This window comes from Fusobacteriaceae bacterium (assembly GCA_031272775.1).
In the GTDB taxonomy this organism is placed as follows: domain Bacteria; phylum Fusobacteriota; class Fusobacteriia; order Fusobacteriales; family Fusobacteriaceae; genus JAISST01.
This window is the reverse complement of sequence record JAISTB010000010.1, coordinates 1-18123: the sequence shown is the minus strand read 5'-3', so window position 1 is coordinate 18123 and position 18123 is coordinate 1. Positions and strand designations below refer to the sequence as shown.

At 54.7% G+C, this 18123-nt stretch carries 15 protein-coding genes; 7 read left to right on the top strand and 8 right to left on the bottom strand.

From position 1 onward, the window contains the following. The first annotated feature begins 335 nt into the window (after nucleotides 1-335). From LBQ97_03250 to xylA, 7 genes are all read left to right on the top strand, one after another. The gene (locus LBQ97_03250) at nucleotides 336-2888 is read left to right on the top strand and encodes a cation-translocating P-type ATPase (GenBank protein MDR1831737.1); all 2553 of its coding nucleotides are present in this window, start codon (nucleotides 336-338) and stop codon (nucleotides 2886-2888) included. Beyond that, nucleotides 2878-3471 carry a GDSL-type esterase/lipase family protein gene (locus LBQ97_03245; protein ID MDR1831736.1) on the top strand — a complete coding sequence of 198 codons (594 nt, stop codon included), beginning with the start codon at nucleotides 2878-2880 and terminating at the stop codon, nucleotides 3469-3471. Before LBQ97_03250 ends, LBQ97_03245 begins: the two co-directional genes overlap by 11 nt. Before the next feature lie 144 nt (nucleotides 3472-3615). Continuing rightward, nucleotides 3616-4713, top strand: a complete 1098-nt coding sequence (locus LBQ97_03240) for a sugar-binding protein (protein ID MDR1831735.1) — start codon at nucleotides 3616-3618, stop codon at nucleotides 4711-4713. Nucleotides 4714-4828: 115 nt separating this feature from the next. Beyond that, nucleotides 4829-6385, top strand: a complete 1557-nt coding sequence (locus LBQ97_03235; GenBank protein ID MDR1831734.1) for a sugar ABC transporter ATP-binding protein — start codon at nucleotides 4829-4831, stop codon at nucleotides 6383-6385. Between the two features lie 79 nt (nucleotides 6386-6464). Beyond that, nucleotides 6465-7631 (top strand): hypothetical protein, encoded by a 1167-nt coding sequence (locus tag LBQ97_03230; protein ID MDR1831733.1) that lies wholly within the window; start codon nucleotides 6465-6467, stop codon nucleotides 7629-7631. A gap of 4 nt (nucleotides 7632-7635) precedes the next feature. After that, a complete protein-coding gene (xylB, locus tag LBQ97_03225) occupies nucleotides 7636-9123 on the top strand; it encodes a xylulokinase (GenBank protein ID MDR1831732.1) in 1488 nt (495 codons plus the stop codon). A 54-nt stretch (nucleotides 9124-9177) separates the two neighbouring features. Beyond that, entirely contained in the window at nucleotides 9178-10524 is a 1347-nt protein-coding gene (gene xylA, locus LBQ97_03220) for a xylose isomerase (protein ID MDR1831731.1), read from the top strand. A gap of 112 nt (nucleotides 10525-10636) precedes the next feature. Here xylA and LBQ97_03215 read toward each other — a convergent pair whose 3' ends face one another. The 8 genes from LBQ97_03215 to LBQ97_03180 all read right to left on the bottom strand — a co-directional run. Next, nucleotides 10637-11620: a substrate-binding domain-containing protein gene (locus LBQ97_03215; GenBank protein ID MDR1831730.1), complete on the bottom strand. Its 984-nt coding sequence runs from the start codon at nucleotides 11618-11620 to the stop codon at nucleotides 10637-10639. A 9-nt stretch (nucleotides 11621-11629) separates the two neighbouring features. Beyond that, complete coding sequence (locus LBQ97_03210; GenBank protein MDR1831729.1) at nucleotides 11630-12613, bottom strand: ABC transporter permease; 984 nt, start codon at nucleotides 12611-12613, stop codon at nucleotides 11630-11632. Further along, on the bottom strand, nucleotides 12613-14154 hold the full coding sequence (locus tag LBQ97_03205) for a sugar ABC transporter ATP-binding protein (protein ID MDR1831728.1): 1542 nt from the start codon (nucleotides 14152-14154) through the stop codon (nucleotides 12613-12615). Before LBQ97_03205 ends, LBQ97_03210 begins: the two co-directional genes overlap by 1 nt. Nucleotides 14155-14159: 5 nt before the next feature. Continuing rightward, nucleotides 14160-15152, bottom strand: coding sequence for a sugar phosphate isomerase/epimerase (locus LBQ97_03200; GenBank protein ID MDR1831727.1), 993 nt, complete (start codon nucleotides 15150-15152; stop codon nucleotides 14160-14162). Nucleotides 15153-15195: 43 nt separating this feature from the next. Beyond that, on the bottom strand, nucleotides 15196-16368 hold the full coding sequence (locus tag LBQ97_03195) for a Gfo/Idh/MocA family oxidoreductase (GenBank protein MDR1831726.1): 1173 nt from the start codon (nucleotides 16366-16368) through the stop codon (nucleotides 15196-15198). A gap of 565 nt (nucleotides 16369-16933) precedes the next feature. Further along, nucleotides 16934-17191: a DUF2442 domain-containing protein gene (locus LBQ97_03190; protein ID MDR1831725.1), complete on the bottom strand. Its 258-nt coding sequence runs from the start codon at nucleotides 17189-17191 to the stop codon at nucleotides 16934-16936. 11 nt (nucleotides 17192-17202) lie between these two features. Beyond that, complete coding sequence (locus LBQ97_03185) at nucleotides 17203-17469, bottom strand: DUF4160 domain-containing protein (protein ID MDR1831724.1); 267 nt, start codon at nucleotides 17467-17469, stop codon at nucleotides 17203-17205. 220 nt (nucleotides 17470-17689) lie between these two features. Continuing rightward, nucleotides 17690-18123: IS630 family transposase (locus LBQ97_03180; GenBank protein ID MDR1831723.1), on the bottom strand; the 434-nt coding region annotated here is incomplete at its 5' end.

The window sequence follows — 18123 nt, the reverse complement described above, 5'->3', positions numbered from 1 at the left end:
TTTTTTATCGTCTGTAAATTCGATACGAAAGTCTACGTGCATAGGATATCATAAAAAATTCTTTTTGTCTATAGAATTTCTCCTGAAATTATCGAGAATTTCCGGCGTCCGCTTTGCTCCCCGATCAAAGATTTTTCACGGAAAAAGGCCTGATTTTCTCCGCTCGACACGGGCGTCAATTCCGATAAAACCACTGGGCAATAAAGCGCGTCCCCTTTTCCCCGGGCGAGAAAAAGACACAAAATCCCCGTTACGCTCCGGTGTTCACAAAGCGCTTGCGGAGGACAAACGTTTGTGCTATAATACCTTATCTTACGCCGAGGAGGTTTATCAACATGCACGAGTATCGACAGACCGCGTCCGAGGTCATGGAAGCCCTCGCTTCCGGGGAAAGGGGACTGGATCCCGCGGAAGCGGCGGAGCGCCTTGAAAAGATCGGCCCCAACAGGCTCGCCGAAGCGCCCAAAAAGCCCTTGATCTTAAGGATCTGGGCCCAGATCCGGGACCCCATGGTTCTGATTCTGGCCGGGGCCGGTATCGTCTCGGGCGTATTCGGCGAATACGCCGACATGGTCATTATCTTTATCGTGATTGTGCTGAACGCGACGCTGGGGATCATCCAGGAGAGCAAGGCGGAGGCGGCCATCGAGGCCCTGCGGAAGATGTCCGAAGCCGTGAGTAAAGTACGGCGCGGGGGAAACGCCATTTCCGTCCACTCGGCGGATCTCGTCCCCGGAGATCTCGTTCTCCTCGAAGCGGGGGACAGCATTCCCGCCGATATGCGCCTGATCCACTGCGCGACGCTCAAAATCGAAGAGGCTGCCCTGACCGGGGAATCGGTCCCCGTGGAAAAGCATCCCGACGCGCTTTCGGGCGAAGAGGATATCCCCCTGGGCGACCGGAAAAATATGGCCTACATGGGGACCTCCGTCGTCTACGGCCGGGGGGAAGGGATCGTCTGCCGGACCGGCATGGCGACCGAAATGGGCAAAATCGCCGATGCTCTGGCCAATACCGAAGAAGAGCGGACCCCCTTGCAGCAGCGTCTCGATCAATTGAGCAAGGTCTTGAGCATAAGCGTCCTCGCCATTTGCGTTTTTATTTTTTGTATCGATATCTTCCGCTTCGGGACCGGGAGAATTTTCGAATCTTTTCTTACGGCCATATCGCTGGCCGTGGCGGCCATCCCCGAAGGGCTCGTGGTCGTGGTAACCGTGCTCCTTTCCATAGGCGTCAAGCACATGTCGCAGCGAAACGCCATTATCCGGCGGCTGACGGCGGTGGAAACGCTGGGATCCACGGAAGTCATCTGCTCCGACAAGACCGGCACATTGACCCAGAACCGCATGACGGTCGTGGAAAACTGGGGTCAGACCGACGTCCTCAAAAAAATCATGTGGCTCTGCAACGACGCCGTGATCAATGACGCCGGGGGCGTGGGCGACCCCACGGAGATCGCCCTCAAGGCTTTCGGAAAAGGATCGGAAGACCTCGCCCGGGTGGCCGAAGCCCCCTTTGACAGCGTCCGGAAAATGATGTCGACGCTCCATCTTGAAGGAAAGAAGATTGTTCAATATACGAAAGGCGCCCCCGACGAGATCCTCGGGCGCTGTACGCGGATACTCCACGATGCGGGGCCGCTCCCCATGGCGGACGTCTTCGTCTCGGAGATCCTGTCGGAAAATAAACGGATGGCCGACAAGGCCCTGCGGGTTTTGGCCGGCGCATACAAAGTCTATGAGACCCTCCCCGGCGACCGCGCGCCCGAGACCATCGAAAAAGACATGATCTTCGTCGGCCTTTGCGGCATGATCGACCCCGTGCGCCCCGAAGTCAAAGGGGCCGTGAAGGAATGCGCCCAAGCGGGCATCCGGGCCGTCATGATTACCGGCGACCACCGGGATACCGCCGTCGCCATCGCCAAAGACCTGGGGATCCTTTCCGATCCCGCCCGGGCCATTACGGGGGCCGAGCTCTCGAAAATCCCCGAGGAATCCTTTGACGTCGAAAACTACAGCGTCTACGCCCGGGTGCAGCCCGAGCACAAGGTCCGGATCGTCAAGGCCTGGAAGAAAAAGGGCCGGATCGTGGCCATGACCGGAGACGGCGTCAATGACGCCCCTTCTATCAAGGAAGCCGATATCGGCGTCGGCATGGGGATAACCGGCACCGACGTCACGAAAAACGTCGCCGATATGGTTTTGGCCGACGACAACTTCGCGACGATCGTCTCGGCCGTGGGCGAAGGCCGCCGGATTTACGAGAATATCCGCAAGGCCGTGCAGTTTCTGCTGTCGTCAAACTTGGCAGAAGTCATCGCCGTCTTTGTGGCGACCCTCTTCGGCTTTATCCTCTTGAAACCGATCCACATCCTCTGGATCAATCTCGTGACCGATACCTTCCCGGCCATGGCCCTGGGCGTCGAGCCCGCCGAGGACGACGCCATGAAAAATCCCCCGAGACCCGCAAACGCCTCTGTTTTCAGCGACGGGCTGGGTATTGACGTCATCTGGCAGGGGTTCGCCATCGCGGTTTTGACGCTCGCCAGTTATGTGGCGGGATCCCGGGTCTCGGAATTTGACGCCGAGACCATGGCCTTTCTGACCCTTGCCATGTGCGAGGTCTTTCATTCGCTCAATATGCGCTCCCGGACCCATTCGATCTTTGCCCTGAAAAAACAGAATATCCTGCTCTGGGGGGCCATGGGACTAAGCGCCGCCCTGACGCTGGTCGTCCTCTATCTGCCGGGCTTGAACGCGGCCTTCGGCCTGGACGCCCTGCGCCCGAGGGAGCTGGCCATTGCCGTAGGGCTCGCCTTCGCGATTATCCCCCTCGTGGAGATCAAAAAGCGGGTCTTTCCCCAAAGGAAGGGGGCTTATGAAGCTTGATCTTACGAATTTCAAGAGCATCGTCTGCTTCGGGGACAGCATCACCTACGGCTTCGGGGCCTATACGGAGGCCCAGTCCTGGCCCTCGCTCCTTGCCGCGCGGGTCACGGTCCCCGTCATCAACGCGGGCGTCAACGGAGAGACCGCCATGGACGGGCTCTGGCGGATCGAGGAGGACGTTCTCGCCTACGATCCGGCCGTTGTCATCATCAACTTCGGCATGAATGATTTCTACAGTTACGCCCGGGACTGGCGGGTCCGGAAGGTCGACTACGGCTACCGGCAAATGCTCGCCCGACTCAGAGCCCCCGGGAGACAGATTTATGTCGCCAGATTTTACGGGGAAGCCATGAAAAAGACCTATGACCCCTCGGGGGAATTTGACGAAATGTACGCGGGACTGCAAAAAGATTTTCCGGAAATTAACATGATTTCCGATATTTGGAACGGAGTCTTTGCAAATGCTGACGCCATGTACGATGAAGTCCATCCCAACGAGAACGGCTACGAGATCATCTTTTGGAATATTTTCCGGGAAATACGGCCTTTGCTTGAAGAAAACGGATTTTTGAAAACAATTTGAAATTTCTTTCACTTCCTCTTGACACAGGGGTAAGTACGGGGTATAATTGGACTAAGATAAAGCGGTCACATAAATGACCGTTTGCTTCAGGCTGTAAACATTTTGCGGCAGCCTGCCATTCTATCCATATCAAGGAGGAGTATCATGAAGAAATTGTTGTCTATTGTCGCAATGCTCATACTCGCAAGCCTTTCCCTATTCGCGAAAGCGACCATCGTAGGCATCGCCATGCCGGAAACCCACGTTCTCCGCTGGACAAAAGACGGAGAATCCCTGAAGAAAGAAGCTGAGAAAAGGGGATACTCGGGTCTCGTACAATACGGGAACGCCGATCAGGCCCAACAGAATCAGCAAATCCAGAGTTTTCTGACCCAGGGCGCCAAGGTTCTCATCATTGGCAACATCAATGACGGCGTAAAATCCGTTGTGGAAGAAGCGGCCCGGGATAAGGCTGTCGTAGTGGCCTATGACAGAATCATCCAGGGAACCACCAATTACAGCGCATTTATTACCTTCAATAACTACAAAGTCGGCACCCTCCAGGGCCAGGGCATCGAAAAAGCGCTGAACCTGCCTGCCGCCACAACCGCCGCTCCCAAGTACATCACGCTTTTCGCCGGATCTCCCACCGACGCCAACGCCAACTTCTTCTATCAGGGCGCAATAGACGTGCTGAATCCCTATATCAAGAAAGGCGTTTTGAAAGTTGTGGGTCCCTATCCGGAAACTTACAAGGATACAAGCAATTTTCAGAAAATTGCGACGGAAAACTGGTCCGGACCTTTGGCCAAGACCAGAATGGAAAATCTCCTGAATAACGACGCGTCCAAGATCACCCTTGACGCCGTATTGTCCCCCAACGACACGCTGGGCCGGGCCATCATCGAAGCCTGCAAGGCCGACGCCAAATACCGCAGCAAACTGCCTGTGGTTACGGGACAGGACGCCGAGTTTGACTCCGCCGTTTCCATCAAAAATGGCGAACAGTATATGACGGTCTTCAAAGATACCGCGAAACTGGCCGAAGCCGCCGTTATTCTGGCCGACGCCCTGGCCAAAGGCGAAAAACCCAACATACCGGGCGCCGTATTGGCCGAAGGGGACCTGAAGGAAATCGGATACACCGGAACCGGTTATGTGGCCACCTATCTGCTGGATCCCATCGGCATCACGAAAGAAAACGTGAACGTGCCGGTTGACGCGGGATTCTATACGGCCGAAGAAGCTGCGAAACTGAAATAAGCGGCTTTCCTTTATGGAAAAGATTTTTTTCTGACTTGAAGATAACGCATTGCCGGACCCCGTCCGGCAATGTTTCTATGAAATGCGCGTAAATTCAGAAATAAAGGCGGTAACCATGAGCGGATATATTCTGGAAATCGAAAACCTGACCAAGGATTTTCCCGGCGTGCGGGCCCTCGACAACGTCAACCTCAAGGTCAAGCAAGGGGAGATTCACTCGCTCTGCGGCGAAAACGGCGCGGGCAAGTCGACCCTCATGAGCGTCATCTCCGGGGTTTACCCCAAGGGGGATTACGAAGGGAAAGTCATTTACAAAGGAAAGGAAACCAATTACAAGAGCGTCAAAGACAGCGAAAAGGAAGGGCTGGCCATCGTCCATCAGGAACTGGCCCTCTCGCCCTATCTTTCGATCTATGAAAATATTTTTCTCGGACATATGCAGATGAGCCCCGAGGGCAAGAGGCCTTATCCCCTGGCAGCTTTCGGCATCATCAACTGGGATTTTTTCCGGAAGGAATCGAAGATTTACCTGGACCGGGTGGGGCTAAAGGAATCCCCCGATACCATCGTCAGCAAAATGAGCGTGGGAAAGCAGCAACTGGTTGAGATCGCCCGTTCTCTTTCGAAGAAAGTGGAGCTTTTGATCCTCGACGAGCCGACGTCTTCGCTCAACGACGACGAGAGCGAACATCTGCTGAACCTGATTCAGGAATTCAAACGGGACGGCATGACGATCATCATGATTTCCCACAAATTGAACGAAGTCCTGAAGGTGGCCGACTCCGTGACGGTCCTCAGGGACGGCAAGTCCATTGCCACCTACGACGTCAAAAAAGACGGACTGACCGAGGACATGATCATCAAAGACATGGTCGGGCGAAATCTGACCCACCGCTTTCCTGAGCGGAAATCGCAGCCCGGGGAGACGGTCCTCGAAGTCAAGAATTGGACCGTGTACCATCCCGATTTTCACGCGATCAAGGTCGTGGATAACGTGTCCTTCCACCTGCGTAAAGGCGAAATTCTTGCCTTTTGCGGACCCATGGGGGCCGGTCGGACCGAGCTCATGATGAGCATCTTCGGGAAATCCTACGGAAGCAAAAGCGAAGGGGAAATCTTCGTCAAAGGGAAGAAAGTCAACCTCAAATCGAGCCGCCAGGCCATGGGGGCGGGATTGGGCTACATTTCCGAAGACAGAAAGAACCTCGGACTCATCCTGATCCAGGACATCAAGACGAATATCACCAATTCCAGCCTGAAAAAAATCTCCCGGGCCGGCGTCGTCGATAAACAAAAAGAGATCAACGTCGCGGAAAAATACCGGAAGGACCTCAGCATCCGCACCCCTTCGGTCAATCAGCTGTCCAAGAACCTTTCGGGGGGCAATCAGCAGAAAGTCGTCGTGAGCCGGTCTTTGATGATCGATCCCGACATCTTTATTGTGGATGAACCCACAAGGGGCATTGACGTCGGCGCCAAGACCGAAATCTACGATATCTTGAACGACATGGCGGCTTCCGGCAAGAGCGTCATCATGGTGAGCTCGGAAATGCCCGAGGCGCTCGGTATGGCCGACAGGATCTACGTCATGAACGAGGGGAGAATCAAGGGGGAGCTCGGAAAAGAAGAGGCGACCCAGGAAAAAATCATGCGGATGGCCCTTCTGGACTGAGCCCGCCGCGATTAAACCACTGAATGGAGGCAATATGAGCGGAAAAGAAATTCGGACGACGGATTTTAAAAATATGTTCATGAAAAATATACGAAATTACTCAATGTTTATCATGCTGGCGATTATTATGCTGGTTTTCGCGCCGCTGACCAACTGGGTCAATTTCAACGCCAGAAACTTTACGAATATTTTCTTCCAGTACAGCTATGTGCTGATTCTGGCCGTGGGCATGGTGCAGTGTATCATTATCCTCGGGATCGACCTCTCGGTGGGTTCCGTCTGCGCCTTTATCGGGGCCATCTCGGCCATGATCTACAATACGGGCGTGGGGCTGACCGTGACGGTTATCGCTTCCATGGCCATAGGCGTCGGCATCGGGGCCTTTCAGGGCATCTGGATCGCCTACGCCAAAATTCCCGCGTTTATCGTGACGCTGGCGGGCATGATGCTCTTCCGGGGGCTCACCTACATCATTACGAAAGTCTCGCCGATCGCCTTGAAGGATACGGGCTATTCCTATCTTTCCACGGGGACCGTCGATGAGGTCATGGGTTTGAAGCCCATTGTGGAAACCGAGAGCCTCAGGCTTTACCCGGCTTCGCTGGTGATCGGGGTCATTCTCGTCGCCATATTTGTGATTTCAGAGATCGTGGGCCGACGGAAAAAGATCGCCAACGACTTTGAAGTGAGCTCAACGCCGGTCTTTGCCGCGAAACTCATCGCGACCTCGGTCCTTGTGCTGGGCCTGGCCGAGCGCTTCGCCGAATACCGGGGACTCCCTGTCGTTGTCCTTGTCGTGGGGATCACGGTCTTTGTGTTTTACTTTATTTTAAACAACACGGTCCTTGGCCGATATATCTACGCTGTCGGCGGAAACGCCAGGTCGGCCAAACTTTCGGGCATCAATTCGGAACTCATCACCTTTATCGTCTTCTGCTTTATGGGTATGCTGACGGGCCTCGCGGCCGTAATTTCCACGGGCTATATGAATACGGCCCTGCCCCAGGCCGGCGCCAACTTTGAAATGGACGCCATCGCGGCCTGCTACATCGGCGGCGTGTCGGCTTCAGGGGGGATCGGCTCCGTCGTCGGCGTCATCGTCGGGGGTCTCGTCATGAGCGCCATCAACAACGGCATGTCGCTGATGAACCTCGGCACCCATTACCAGTATGTGGTCAAAGCGGCCATTTTGCTCCTGGCCGTGTTCTATGACGTCTATACGCGCAGAAAGACCGGGTTGGGGTGATCGTATGAAAACCGTTGCCGGCATCGATATGGGGACCCAGAGCATCAAGGTCGTCCTCTATGATTGGGAACAAAAGAAAGTTGTCACAAGCGCCCAGCAGGCCGTCGACATCATCGCCGAAAACGACGGGACAAGGGAACAGAAAACCGAATGGTGGGAAAAGGCTTTGGAAAATTGCTTCGCGGCGCTTTCCGAGGCGGAGCGCCAAACGATCACCGCCCTGGGCGTTTCGGGACATCAGCACGGCTTCGTGCCCCTGGGCGAAGGGGGAGAAGTCCTTTACAACGTAAAACTCTGGAACGATACGACGACGGCCCCCCAGTGCGAAGAAATCACGAAAAAGGCCGGAGGCGACGCCGCCGTTATCGCCGAGGTCAAAAATCTCATGCTGCCTGGTTTTACCGCGCCCAAGATCCTCTGGCTGAAAGAAAACAAAGCCGAAACCTTCTCGAAACTGCGCTACGTGATGTTGCCCCACGATTATCTGAATTGGCTCTTCACCGGTAATTACAAGGCCGAGTGCGGCGACGCTTCGGGCATGGCCATATTTGACGGCGTCAAGCGGCGCTGGTCCAAAAAAATTTGCGAGATTATCGATCCGAAATTGTACGGGATTCTGCCGGAGGTCATCGCTTCCGACGAACCCGCGGGCTTTGTGACGGAAGCAGCGGCGGGGCGCTTTGGTATCCCCGCGGGCATCCCCGTGTCATCGGGGGGCGGCGACAACATGATGGCCGCCATCGGGACCGGAACCGTGGAGGACGGCTTTCTCACCATGAGTCTCGGGACCTCGGGGACGCTTTTCGGCTACTCCGACACGCCGCTTTCCGATCCCGTCAAGGGACTTTCGGGCTTTAATTCCTCGACCGGCGGCTATCTGCCGCTTCTTTGCACGATGAACTGCACGGTTGCGACCGAAGAAACGAGAGAACTCTTCGGCCTTGACGTGAGAGAATTAAACGAACTGGCGGAAAAGGCCGATCCCGGCGCGGGAGGCGTCATTTTCCTGCCGTTTTTTAACGGCGAACGCACGCCCAATCTTCCCAACGGCAGGGCGACCATCGCGGGACTGACGGCGGCCAATTGCTCCCGGGAAAATATCGCCCGGGCGGCTTTGGAAGCGGCTGTCTACGGCATGAAGGGGGGACTCGAGGCCTTTCAGGCCCTGGGTTTCCAGGCAAGGGAAATCCGGATCGCCGGAGGAGGGAGCAATTCGCCCCTCTGGCGGCAGATCGCGGCCGATATTCTGGGCCTTCCGGTAAAGCGCCCCGTCAACCCCGAAGCGGCTGCCATGGGGGCGGCCCTTCAGGCCCTGTGGTGTAAGCTTAAGCACGAGGGGACGCCGGTTCCCGTGGCGGAACTGACCAAGGCCCATATCGAGATCCGGGAAGACGAGACCAATATGCCGGATCCCAAGCGGGCCCCGCGCTACGCGGAGGCCTATGAGTCCTACAAGCGGTATCTTGCGGCTTTGACGCCAATTTTCCGCTGAGGGCGGACATTTTACGACATAGGATACAAATTTTATAGAGAAAAGGAGACGATGATGATGATGTCAAAGGTGTATATCGGAAACAAGGAATATTTCCCGGGGATCGGAAAAATCCCCTATGAAGGGGCCGGCAGCAAAAATCCGCTGGCTTTCAAATATTATGAGGCGGAGCGCGAGGTCAAAGGCAAGAAAATGAAAGACTGGCTGCGGTTCGCGGTCGCCTACTGGCACAGTTTTTGCGCCGACGGCGTCGATCCCTTCGGCGGGGCGACGATGATCTTCCCCTGGAATTGCACGGACGACAAGATGCAAAACGCTTATAACAAAGCCGACGCGGCCTTTGAATTTTTTACAAAATTAGGCGCCGAATACTACTGCTGGCACGACCGAGACATCGCCCCCGAAGGCGCAAGCCCGGCGGAATCGGCCGAGAACCTCGCGAAAATCGTCGACGCCCTCAAGAAAAAACAGGACGCGACCGGCGTCAAACTCCTCTGGGGGACGGCCAACGTCTTTACAAACCCGCGCTTTATGAACGGGGCCGGGACGAACCCCGATTTCGCCGTGACGGCGCACGCCGCCAACCAGATCAAAAACGCCATTGACGGGACCATCAAGCTGGGCGGTCAGGGCTACACGTTCTGGGGTGGGCGCGAAGGTTATATGAGCCTTCTCAATACGGACATGAAGCGGGAGAAGGACCATCTGGCCATGCTGCTCACGATTGCCCGGGACTACGGGCGCAAGCAGGGCTTTACGGGGACCTTCTACATCGAGCCCAAACCCATGGAGCCCACAAAGCACCAGTACGACTTTGACGCCGAGACCGTTATCGGCTTTCTCAGAGCCTACGGCCTCGACAAGGACTTCAAGCTCAATATCGAAGCCAATCACGCCGAGCTGGCGGGCCACGACTTTGCCCACGAGCTCAATGTCTGCGTTGACAACGGGCTTCTGGGCTCCATTGACGCCAACCGCGGCGACGCCCGAAACGGTTGGGATACGGATCAGTTCCCCAACAATGTCTACGAGACGACCCAGGCCATGCTGGCCGTACTCAGAATGGGCGGCTTTACCACCGGCGGGCTCAACTTTGACGCGAAAATCCGGAGAAACTCCGTCGACGCCGAAGACCTCTTCATCGCCCATATCGGAGGCATGGACGCCTTCGCCTACGGGCTGTTGAAGGCTGTCGAAGTCTTTGAAGACGGCAGAATTCCGGCGTTTCTCAAAAAACGCTACGCGTCCTGGGACAGCGGGGACGGGGCGAAGTTTGAAAAAGGAGGCTTCACTCTGGACGCGCTGGCGGCGCTGGCGACCGCTTACGGGCCCGAAGGCCGGACCAGCGGCAAGCAGGAGCTGCTTGAGAATATCTTTTCGGAGATTGTGCTCGGGAAGTAAGGGGAAGAAAATACAAAAATTTTCAGATCAAAAAACTGCCGCGTGAAACGGCAGTTTTTTGCTGGAATTTGTGCGCGCAAATTCGCGATTTGCCGCGTACTCGGAACTTTCTTTAGAACGAGGAATCCGGATTGTAGTATTTGTCCACGTTGGATTTGTCGATCAGCGCGGAAGGAATAACCACGGAAACAGGTTCTTTCGCCGTGTGGAAGGAATCGCTTTTGGCGCCCGTCGCCACGTCAACGGCGTACTGGATCCCGTCGGAAATCATCGAGGGATGGTACAGCGTCGTCGCCCGTACCAGGGGATCATTGGCTTTGATCATTTCCATAACGACTTTGGAACCGGCGCCGCCCAGCGCGATCTTGATGTCCTTGCGGCCGGATTCTTTGATGGCCTGCAATACGCCCGTCAGCACGTCGTCGTCCTGGCAGAACACCGCGTCGATCTTCGGGAACTTCTGCAGGAAGGTCTCCATGATTTTCAGGCCGTCCTGTGTGGACCAGTTGGCGAACTGGTACTTGCCTTTGCCCTCAAGATCTTTGAGCGACGCTTCTTTATCCATTTCGGCGAAGAAGGCGTCCATTCTCTCGGTGTCGATGACAACAGGCATTCCGCCCATAACCACGTAGTCCGTCAATCCTTCGGCTTTCATGGTGGCGGCCAGCCATTTTCCGCTTTCGCGGCCCAGGCCCGGATTGTCGCCCGCCAAGTTTACATAGCCGAAGCTCGTGTCGGTCAGTCCGCGGTCAACGACGATGCACTTTACGCCCTGATCGTGGAACTGTTTTACGATGGGGGTAAGGGGCGCCGATTCGTGGGGAAGAATGACGAGGTATTCCATGCCCCAGGAACCAAGATTTTCCACGTCCGCGACCTGCGCGGTGGCGTTTGCCGAATGCACTACGCGGAATTCCACTTTTCCTTCGTACTTGCTTTTCAGCTCGTTTACCGCGTGGTCGGCCCACCAGCCGATGCCGCCCGTCCAGCCGTGGTCAGCCGTCGGTACCGCTACGCCGATTTTCACCGCTCCCTTGCCAAAAGCGAAGGAGCCCAGAAACAGGGTAAATAAAAACGCTAACACAACTTTTTTCATTTGTACCTCCTATTTAATATTGCGATTATATTGCAGTAACACTGCCGCAATAATGACCAAACCTCTGACTGCCTGCTGCAGGAACGACGAAACGCCGCCCAGTACAAGCATGTTATTGATCATGCCCAGCATCAGCGCCCCCAAGACCGTGCCTACGATGGAGCCTTTGCCGCCGGACATGGACGTACCGCCGATCACGACGGCGGCCACGGCCTCGAGCTCATAGCCCGTGCCGTCTCCCGATGACTGGATACAGTTGATCCGCGTGGACCACATGAGGGCCGTGACGCCCACGGTAAAGCCCGTAATCACATAGGGGATGAGCTTCACGGTCTGTACGCCGATGGCCGAATATTTCGCGACCATTTCATTGGCCCCCACGGCGCACACATAGCGGCCGAAGCTCGTGTTGTTGAGTAAAAAATGCATGGCCGCGGCGAGAATGAGAAATACCCACACGGGGACCGGAATCCCCAACGCGAAGCCCGAGCCGATTTTCGGATACAGCGTATTCTTGGAAAGGATATTGGACGCTCCGGAAAAATACTGGATCAGCGAACGGAAGATGGACATGGTGCCCAAGGTCGCGATAAAGGGCGCGATCCGGCATCGGGTCACGAGAAAGCCGTTCACGAATCCGCAGACGGCTCCGAAGACCAGCACGAAAACCGACGCTACGACGACCCCGGTCAGGGAATTTGACGGAAAGGTATTGAGCACATAGATCGTGATGCCCCCCGTAAAGGCCATCATGGAGCCCACCGAGAGATCGATGCCTCCAGAGATCACGACGAGCGTCATGCCCAGGGCGATGATGCCCGTATAGGATTGCTGCCGCAGGATGTTGATCAGGTTCCGGGTCTGCAAAAAATTCGGCCAGCCCACGACCGTCGCCAAGAGGAAGAGCAGCACGAAGCCCAGTTCCGTCGTGTGCTCGCTCCATTCAAATTTCTTCAAAAGCCCGGCGTCGCCGGTCTTAACGTTTTGTTCCATTAAAACTGCCTCCCTTTGATGCCGGTTGCGTAAAACATGATTTCTTCTTCGTTGATGTGATCCCCTTCAACGCATCCCGCGACGCTGCCTTCCTTCATGACATAGACGCGGCTGCAGAGACCGATGATTTCTTCCATTTCCGAGGAAATGACGATGCAGGAAATGCCCTCCCCCGCGAGACGGTGGATAAATTCGTAGACTTCCTGCTTGGCCTTGACGTCGATGCCCCGGGTGGGTTCGTCAAGGATCAAAATCGACGGATTCGTGTCCACCCAGCGGGACAGGTACACCTTTTGCTGGTTGCCGCCGGAGAGATAGCGCAGCTGCATGGAAAGAGACGCAGCCGCTATTCTAAACATTTCCACGTATTCTTTCGTTTTCGCTATTTCTTTGCCTTTGTTGATAAATGCGCCCTGCAAATAGCGTTTCAGCGAGATCAGCGTGATATTTTGCGGCAGGGTAAAATGCTGCACGATGCCCTTGCCCTGCCTGTCTTCGCTGAGATAGCCGAGACCGTGCCTGACGGCGTCCGCCGGAGTCTTGATCCGCGCCTCTTTGCCTTTGATGAAAATTTTGCCGGCGCTTATGGCCCGCAAGCCCATAACGGCTTCGGCCAGCTCAGTACGCCCCGAGCCCACGAGTCCCGCGAAGCCCAGGATTTCTCCCTTGCGCAGGCTGAAGGATACGTCTTTCAGGAGATTGGGGACGCAAATGCCCTGAGCCGAGAACACTTCGGTCTCTTCGGATCTGAGGAGCTTTTCGGGGTAAATCTGCTGAAAATTGCGCCCGATCATTTTCCTCGCGATATCTTCCTCATTGACGTCGGCGATATCATCGACGCTGATGAGTTTCCCGTCCCGGAGCACGATCACCCGGTCGCAGAGCGTCTTGATCTCCGTGAGTTTGTGGGACACGAAGATCATCGTGACGTTTTGTTTTTTCAAATCCCGCATGAGCTCAAAAAGCGTGGTGATTTCGCGCCCCGTAAGGGTCGTCGTGGGTTCGTCCATAATGAGAATCCGGGCGTTCAGCATGAGCGCCTTGGAGATTTCCACCATTTGCTTTTCGGCGACGCTGAGGCGGCTGACCAATTGGTTGACGGCCACGGGCATCTTGAGTTTTTCGAGCTGCTTTTCGGCGGCCCGCCTCATGGCCTGCTTGTCGAGGAGGCCTGATTTTTTGCGGATTTCATTGCCAAGAAAAATGTTTTCGTAAACGTTTAGCGTATTGATCAGGTTGAATTCCTGGGGGACGATGGCGATGCCCAGGGATTTCGCGGTCACGTAATCCGGCACGGAGACGGGCTCTCCGTTCAGGAGAAGCCGCCCCGCGCTGGGTTGGTATATGCCGCTGATAATCTTGATGAGCGTGGATTTGCCGGCCCCGTTTTCCCCGATCAGGCCCATGATTTCGCCTTCACGGATGTCGGTCGTAATATCGTCCAGGACTTTTACGCCGGAAAATTGCTTTGTGATATGGTCTATGGAAAGGATGGCGCGGGGTTCGTTTCCGCCGCTTTTCCCCTCCGTTTGCGCCGTCACCTCGATCAGTCCTTCTTCATGGCGTCGTCAAAGGCGATGTTTGAGGGGGCGAAGTCGACCTCGCGCACAAAGGCGCAGGCTTCTTTCGCGCCGTATTCGCGCTCCATGCCCGAGTCTTCCCATTCGACCGAAAGGGGTCCCTGATAATCCATGGCGTTTAATTCCCGAATGATGTTCTCGAAATCGACGTCGCCGTGGCCGAGGGATCTGAAATTCCAGCCCCGACGGGTATCGCCGAACGTAATATGGGAGCCCAAAATACCGGCTTTGCCGTCGAGGGTGACCGCCGCGTCTTTCATGTGCACGTGGTAAATCCGATCCGCGAAATCCCGCAGGAAGATGTGGGGGGTTACGCCCTGCCAGATCAGATGCGAGGGGTCAAAATTGAAGCCCAGAGTCGGGCGTCTGTTGAATTCCTTCAGGAGGCGCTCCGCCGTGTAATAGTCGAAGGCGATTTCCGTGGGGTGCACTTCGAGGGCGAACAATACGCCGTTTTTGTCAAATTCGTCGAAAATCGGCGTCCACAGGCGCACAATTTCCTTGAAGGCGTCGTCGATCATCTGATCGCTGGTCTGGGGGAAGCTGTAAAAATATTTCCAGACGGGGCTTCCCATAAAGCCCGTGACCACTTTGACGCCCAGATTTTTGGCCGCCTTGGCCGCGTATTTCATTTCCTGGATGCCCCAGGCCCGGATTTCTTCGGGTTTACCCGCCAGCGCCGGAGGCGCGAAGCCGTCCAGTCGGGGATCCCAGAGATCGCCTACGCACTGCCCGGGCAGATGCGTGCCGATGGCCCAGCACTTGAGGCCGTGTTTGGCCAATATGGCCTGGCGATCGGCCACGTAGGCCGGATCTTCCGCCGCCCGCTTCAGGTCGAGGTGGTCGCCCCAGCAGGCGATTTCCACGCCGTCATAACCGAAGGATTTGATCTTGCCGCACATTTCGTCGAAGGGCAGGTCCGCCCATTGTCCCGTAAAAATCGTTACCGGTCTTGCCATAAGGTTCCTCCTTATAACTTGTCAGATTTATTTGAAACTATCGTTAAAACTCAACCCAGGTCGCGCCTTTCTGAGAGCTTTCCACGCACTTGCCGATGAATTTTACGCCTTCGGCGCCGGCATTGGCGTCGGGGAAATCGAGATCCCCTTCCGTCAGCGCTCCTCCCGCTTTCTGCTTGGCAAGGGCGGAGATATAGGTCTTGTAAATATTGGCCAGCGCCTCAAAATAGCCTTCGGGATGGCCCGAGGGGATCCGCGAATAGCTCTGGGCGTGGGGGGCGAAGGGGTCTCTGCCCCGGGACAGGGTCACGCAGGGCTGTCCGGGTTTGTACAACTTGAGATAATTGGGAATTTCCTGCTTCCATTCGATGGTTCCCTTTTCGCCGAACACGCGAACGCTCAACGCGTTGTCGTAGCCCGCGGCGATTTGGCTCGCCCAATAGAGGCCCTTGGCGCCGCCTTCATAGTCCACCAGGATACTGGCGTTATCGTCGAGCTTCCGACCCGGCACAAAGATATCCAGCCGGGCGCAGAGGGAGCGGATCTTGAGGCCTGTGATATAGGAAACGAGATTTTCCACGTGGGAGCCGATATCGCCCACGCAGTTGGATTTGCCGGATATGGCCGGATTCGTCCGCCATTCGGCCTGCTTGTTCCCCTGTTTTTCCGCCTCGTCCATAAGCCATTCCTGGGGATATTCGGCGTTCACGAAGCGGATCGCGCCGATTTCGCCTTTTTTGATCAGCTCTTTGGCCTGCTTTACGGCCGGATAGCCCGTATAGGTATAGGTCACCGCAAAGAGCAGCTTGTTCTTTTTGGCCAACGCGGCCAGTTCTTCGGCTTCGGCCGCCTCAAAAGTCAGGGGTTTGTCGCACACGACGGCGATGCCCTTGCTCAGGAAAGCCTTAGCCGCCGGATAATGGCTCACATTGGGCGTCACGATGACGACAAAGTCGATTTTGTCGAGCCTTTTGGCCTCGCCTTCGGCCATTTCCTCATAGGTCTTGTAGAGCCGTTCGGGGGCGATGCCCAGAGCCGCGCCGGTTGCGAGGGTGTTTTCCACCGAGCGGGAGAAACAACCCGCCTTGATTTCCGCCAGGCCGTCAAGGGCGATTGCCTTGCGATGCACGTCGCCGATAAAGGCGCCCTGACCGCCGCCTACCATGCCATAACACAATTTTGCCGACAAAGCGATGTCCGCGCTTCCTTCTATCATGAAGTCTCCTCCTTATAAATTGTTCCGGGGCTTGCAGCCCGCGCTTTTGTATTCATTACTATTATAAGACGGATTGTGTACGGTGTCAAGTTTTTTTGGAGATTTCTTGTACGATTTGTGTGATATTTAACCGTCAGAACGCAAAAAAGTCATATTGTTTTTGCGGGGATGGCATAAAGGGGTAATCGTGAAAACGAGTATCAATTTGTTGAACGGAAGCTACTCGTCCCGCTTGCCCCGACCTCTCTGTCGGCCCTGCGGCCGACGTCTCCCCTTGCGAAGGGGAGATTCTGAGGAATTTCGTCTTTTTGAAAAAAATCTGCGCAAATTCAGCGCAGATTTTGACTTTAATGACTGCTTCTCGTTGTAAGGTAAGCCGCCTTGTACGGTGGCCGCAGCCCCCTTCTTAGAAGGGGGTTCGTGGCTTCTTACGCTTGCAAGGACGTAGTCCGTAGCAAATGTTAGGAAGACCACGATGCCTCGGCGCCAGCGGACGAAGTGAGCCACAGCCGAGACTGGCAGCGAAGCTGCCGGGAGTTGCGTGGGTGGGGGGGTAAACCCGCGGTCATGTGGTAGCCTTGACTTCTACAAGCTTAGACAATTCGTACAACTCATGGGGAGCAATATCCTGTCCGTCGGCCCACTCCACCGTCACGCCGTTTAAGTGTGCAGTTTTAAAATACTGCCGATCTGCAAGTCGTCCAAACCATTCGCCGGAAATATACGGGGATACATCAAAAATCCGGTTTTCCCCGTTTTCATAAACCAGATACAGTCTGAATTGATCAAGGGGACTGGCGGATAATATTTTTGGTTGTAACATGAAAATCCTCCTTACCTGAGCGGTTCAATGCGGAATGTCTGAATTCCTTTTTCCAATAAAATCCAATTTGCTTTTAAATCTTCTTTATGGATTTCTGTCCAAGCTAAAACCAATTTCAATTTATTGGGAGGAAGCGCACCCTCAAGTACTTCTCCATCAAAAGATACCGCCGCTTCAAAATCTTGGTATTGGGCATGAAAGTGTGGCAGATTGTGTTTTCCGCCTATTTCCCTATACATAGTGATGATTATTCCAAAAAATACGCTTAGTGTCGGCATAATTCGCTCCTTTCCCTAATTATACCTGACATCGAAAAAAAAAGCAACAAGAAATAAATTCTTGTTTCATGAAGAATAGATCTTCACTAAGTATTGAGTATCGTTAAGGCGAAATTCACTGACAGCATATTGATCAACCAGGAACAGCGGCGCAGATTTTAACTTTTAAGACTGCTTATTGTTGTAAGATATTGCTCCCCCCGATTAAACCTTGCGCAGTTTATGCAGCGTAACTGGTAGTCTTTGAACCGAAAAACCCTTTGATCTTTTCGGGAAGTAGCTGCACGGATTTCAAGTGTGAACGCACGTTATGCTCTAGTTCTTCCTCGGAATTTGGACTTGAACACTTGCCAATTCCTCGCTTCAAATCACTGTTGAGGAGTTCGTCCGGGTTGTATTCTGGAGCATACGGCGGCAAGTAAAATACTTCGATCTCTGCCTTGTGCTTTTCGAGCCACTTGGCGACCTTTGTAGAATGGTGGACACGTAAATTGTCCAGAATCAAGAACACTTTTTTCTTACTTTCGTGAACCAAGCGACGCATAAAATCAATTAGCTTGTCGCTGTTCATATTGTCTTTGTAAAGCATGAATCTCAGCTTCCCTCTATTAGAAAGGGCTGACAGCATATTGATTTTGATGTGCTTTGATTCTG

Excerpts from the sequence above, each read along its gene's own strand:
- xylB (MDR1831732.1), top strand. The coding sequence starts at position 7,636 with ATGAAAACCGTTGCCGGCATCGATATGGGGACCCAGAGCATCAAGGTC.
- LBQ97_03250 (MDR1831737.1), top strand. The coding sequence starts at position 336 with ATGCACGAGTATCGACAGACCGCGTCCGAGGTCATGGAAGCCCTCGCT.
- LBQ97_03200 (MDR1831727.1), bottom strand. The coding sequence starts at position 15,152 with ATGGCAAGACCGGTAACGATTTTTACGGGACAATGGGCGGACCTGCCC.
- LBQ97_03235 (MDR1831734.1), top strand. The coding sequence starts at position 4,829 with ATGAGCGGATATATTCTGGAAATCGAAAACCTGACCAAGGATTTTCCC.
- LBQ97_03245 (MDR1831736.1), top strand. The coding sequence starts at position 2,878 with ATGAAGCTTGATCTTACGAATTTCAAGAGCATCGTCTGCTTCGGGGAC.
- LBQ97_03230 (MDR1831733.1), top strand. The coding sequence starts at position 6,465 with ATGAAAAATATACGAAATTACTCAATGTTTATCATGCTGGCGATTATT.
- LBQ97_03210 (MDR1831729.1), bottom strand. The coding sequence starts at position 12,613 with ATGGAACAAAACGTTAAGACCGGCGACGCCGGGCTTTTGAAGAAATTT.
- LBQ97_03240 (MDR1831735.1), top strand. The coding sequence starts at position 3,616 with ATGAAGAAATTGTTGTCTATTGTCGCAATGCTCATACTCGCAAGCCTT.
- LBQ97_03190 (MDR1831725.1), bottom strand. The coding sequence starts at position 17,191 with ATGTTACAACCAAAAATATTATCCGCCAGTCCCCTTGATCAATTCAGA.
- xylA (MDR1831731.1), top strand. The coding sequence starts at position 9,178 with ATGATGATGTCAAAGGTGTATATCGGAAACAAGGAATATTTCCCGGGG.
- LBQ97_03195 (MDR1831726.1), bottom strand. The coding sequence starts at position 16,368 with ATGATAGAAGGAAGCGCGGACATCGCTTTGTCGGCAAAATTGTGTTAT.
- LBQ97_03185 (MDR1831724.1), bottom strand. The coding sequence starts at position 17,469 with ATGCCGACACTAAGCGTATTTTTTGGAATAATCATCACTATGTATAGG.
- LBQ97_03215 (MDR1831730.1), bottom strand. The coding sequence starts at position 11,620 with ATGAAAAAAGTTGTGTTAGCGTTTTTATTTACCCTGTTTCTGGGCTCC.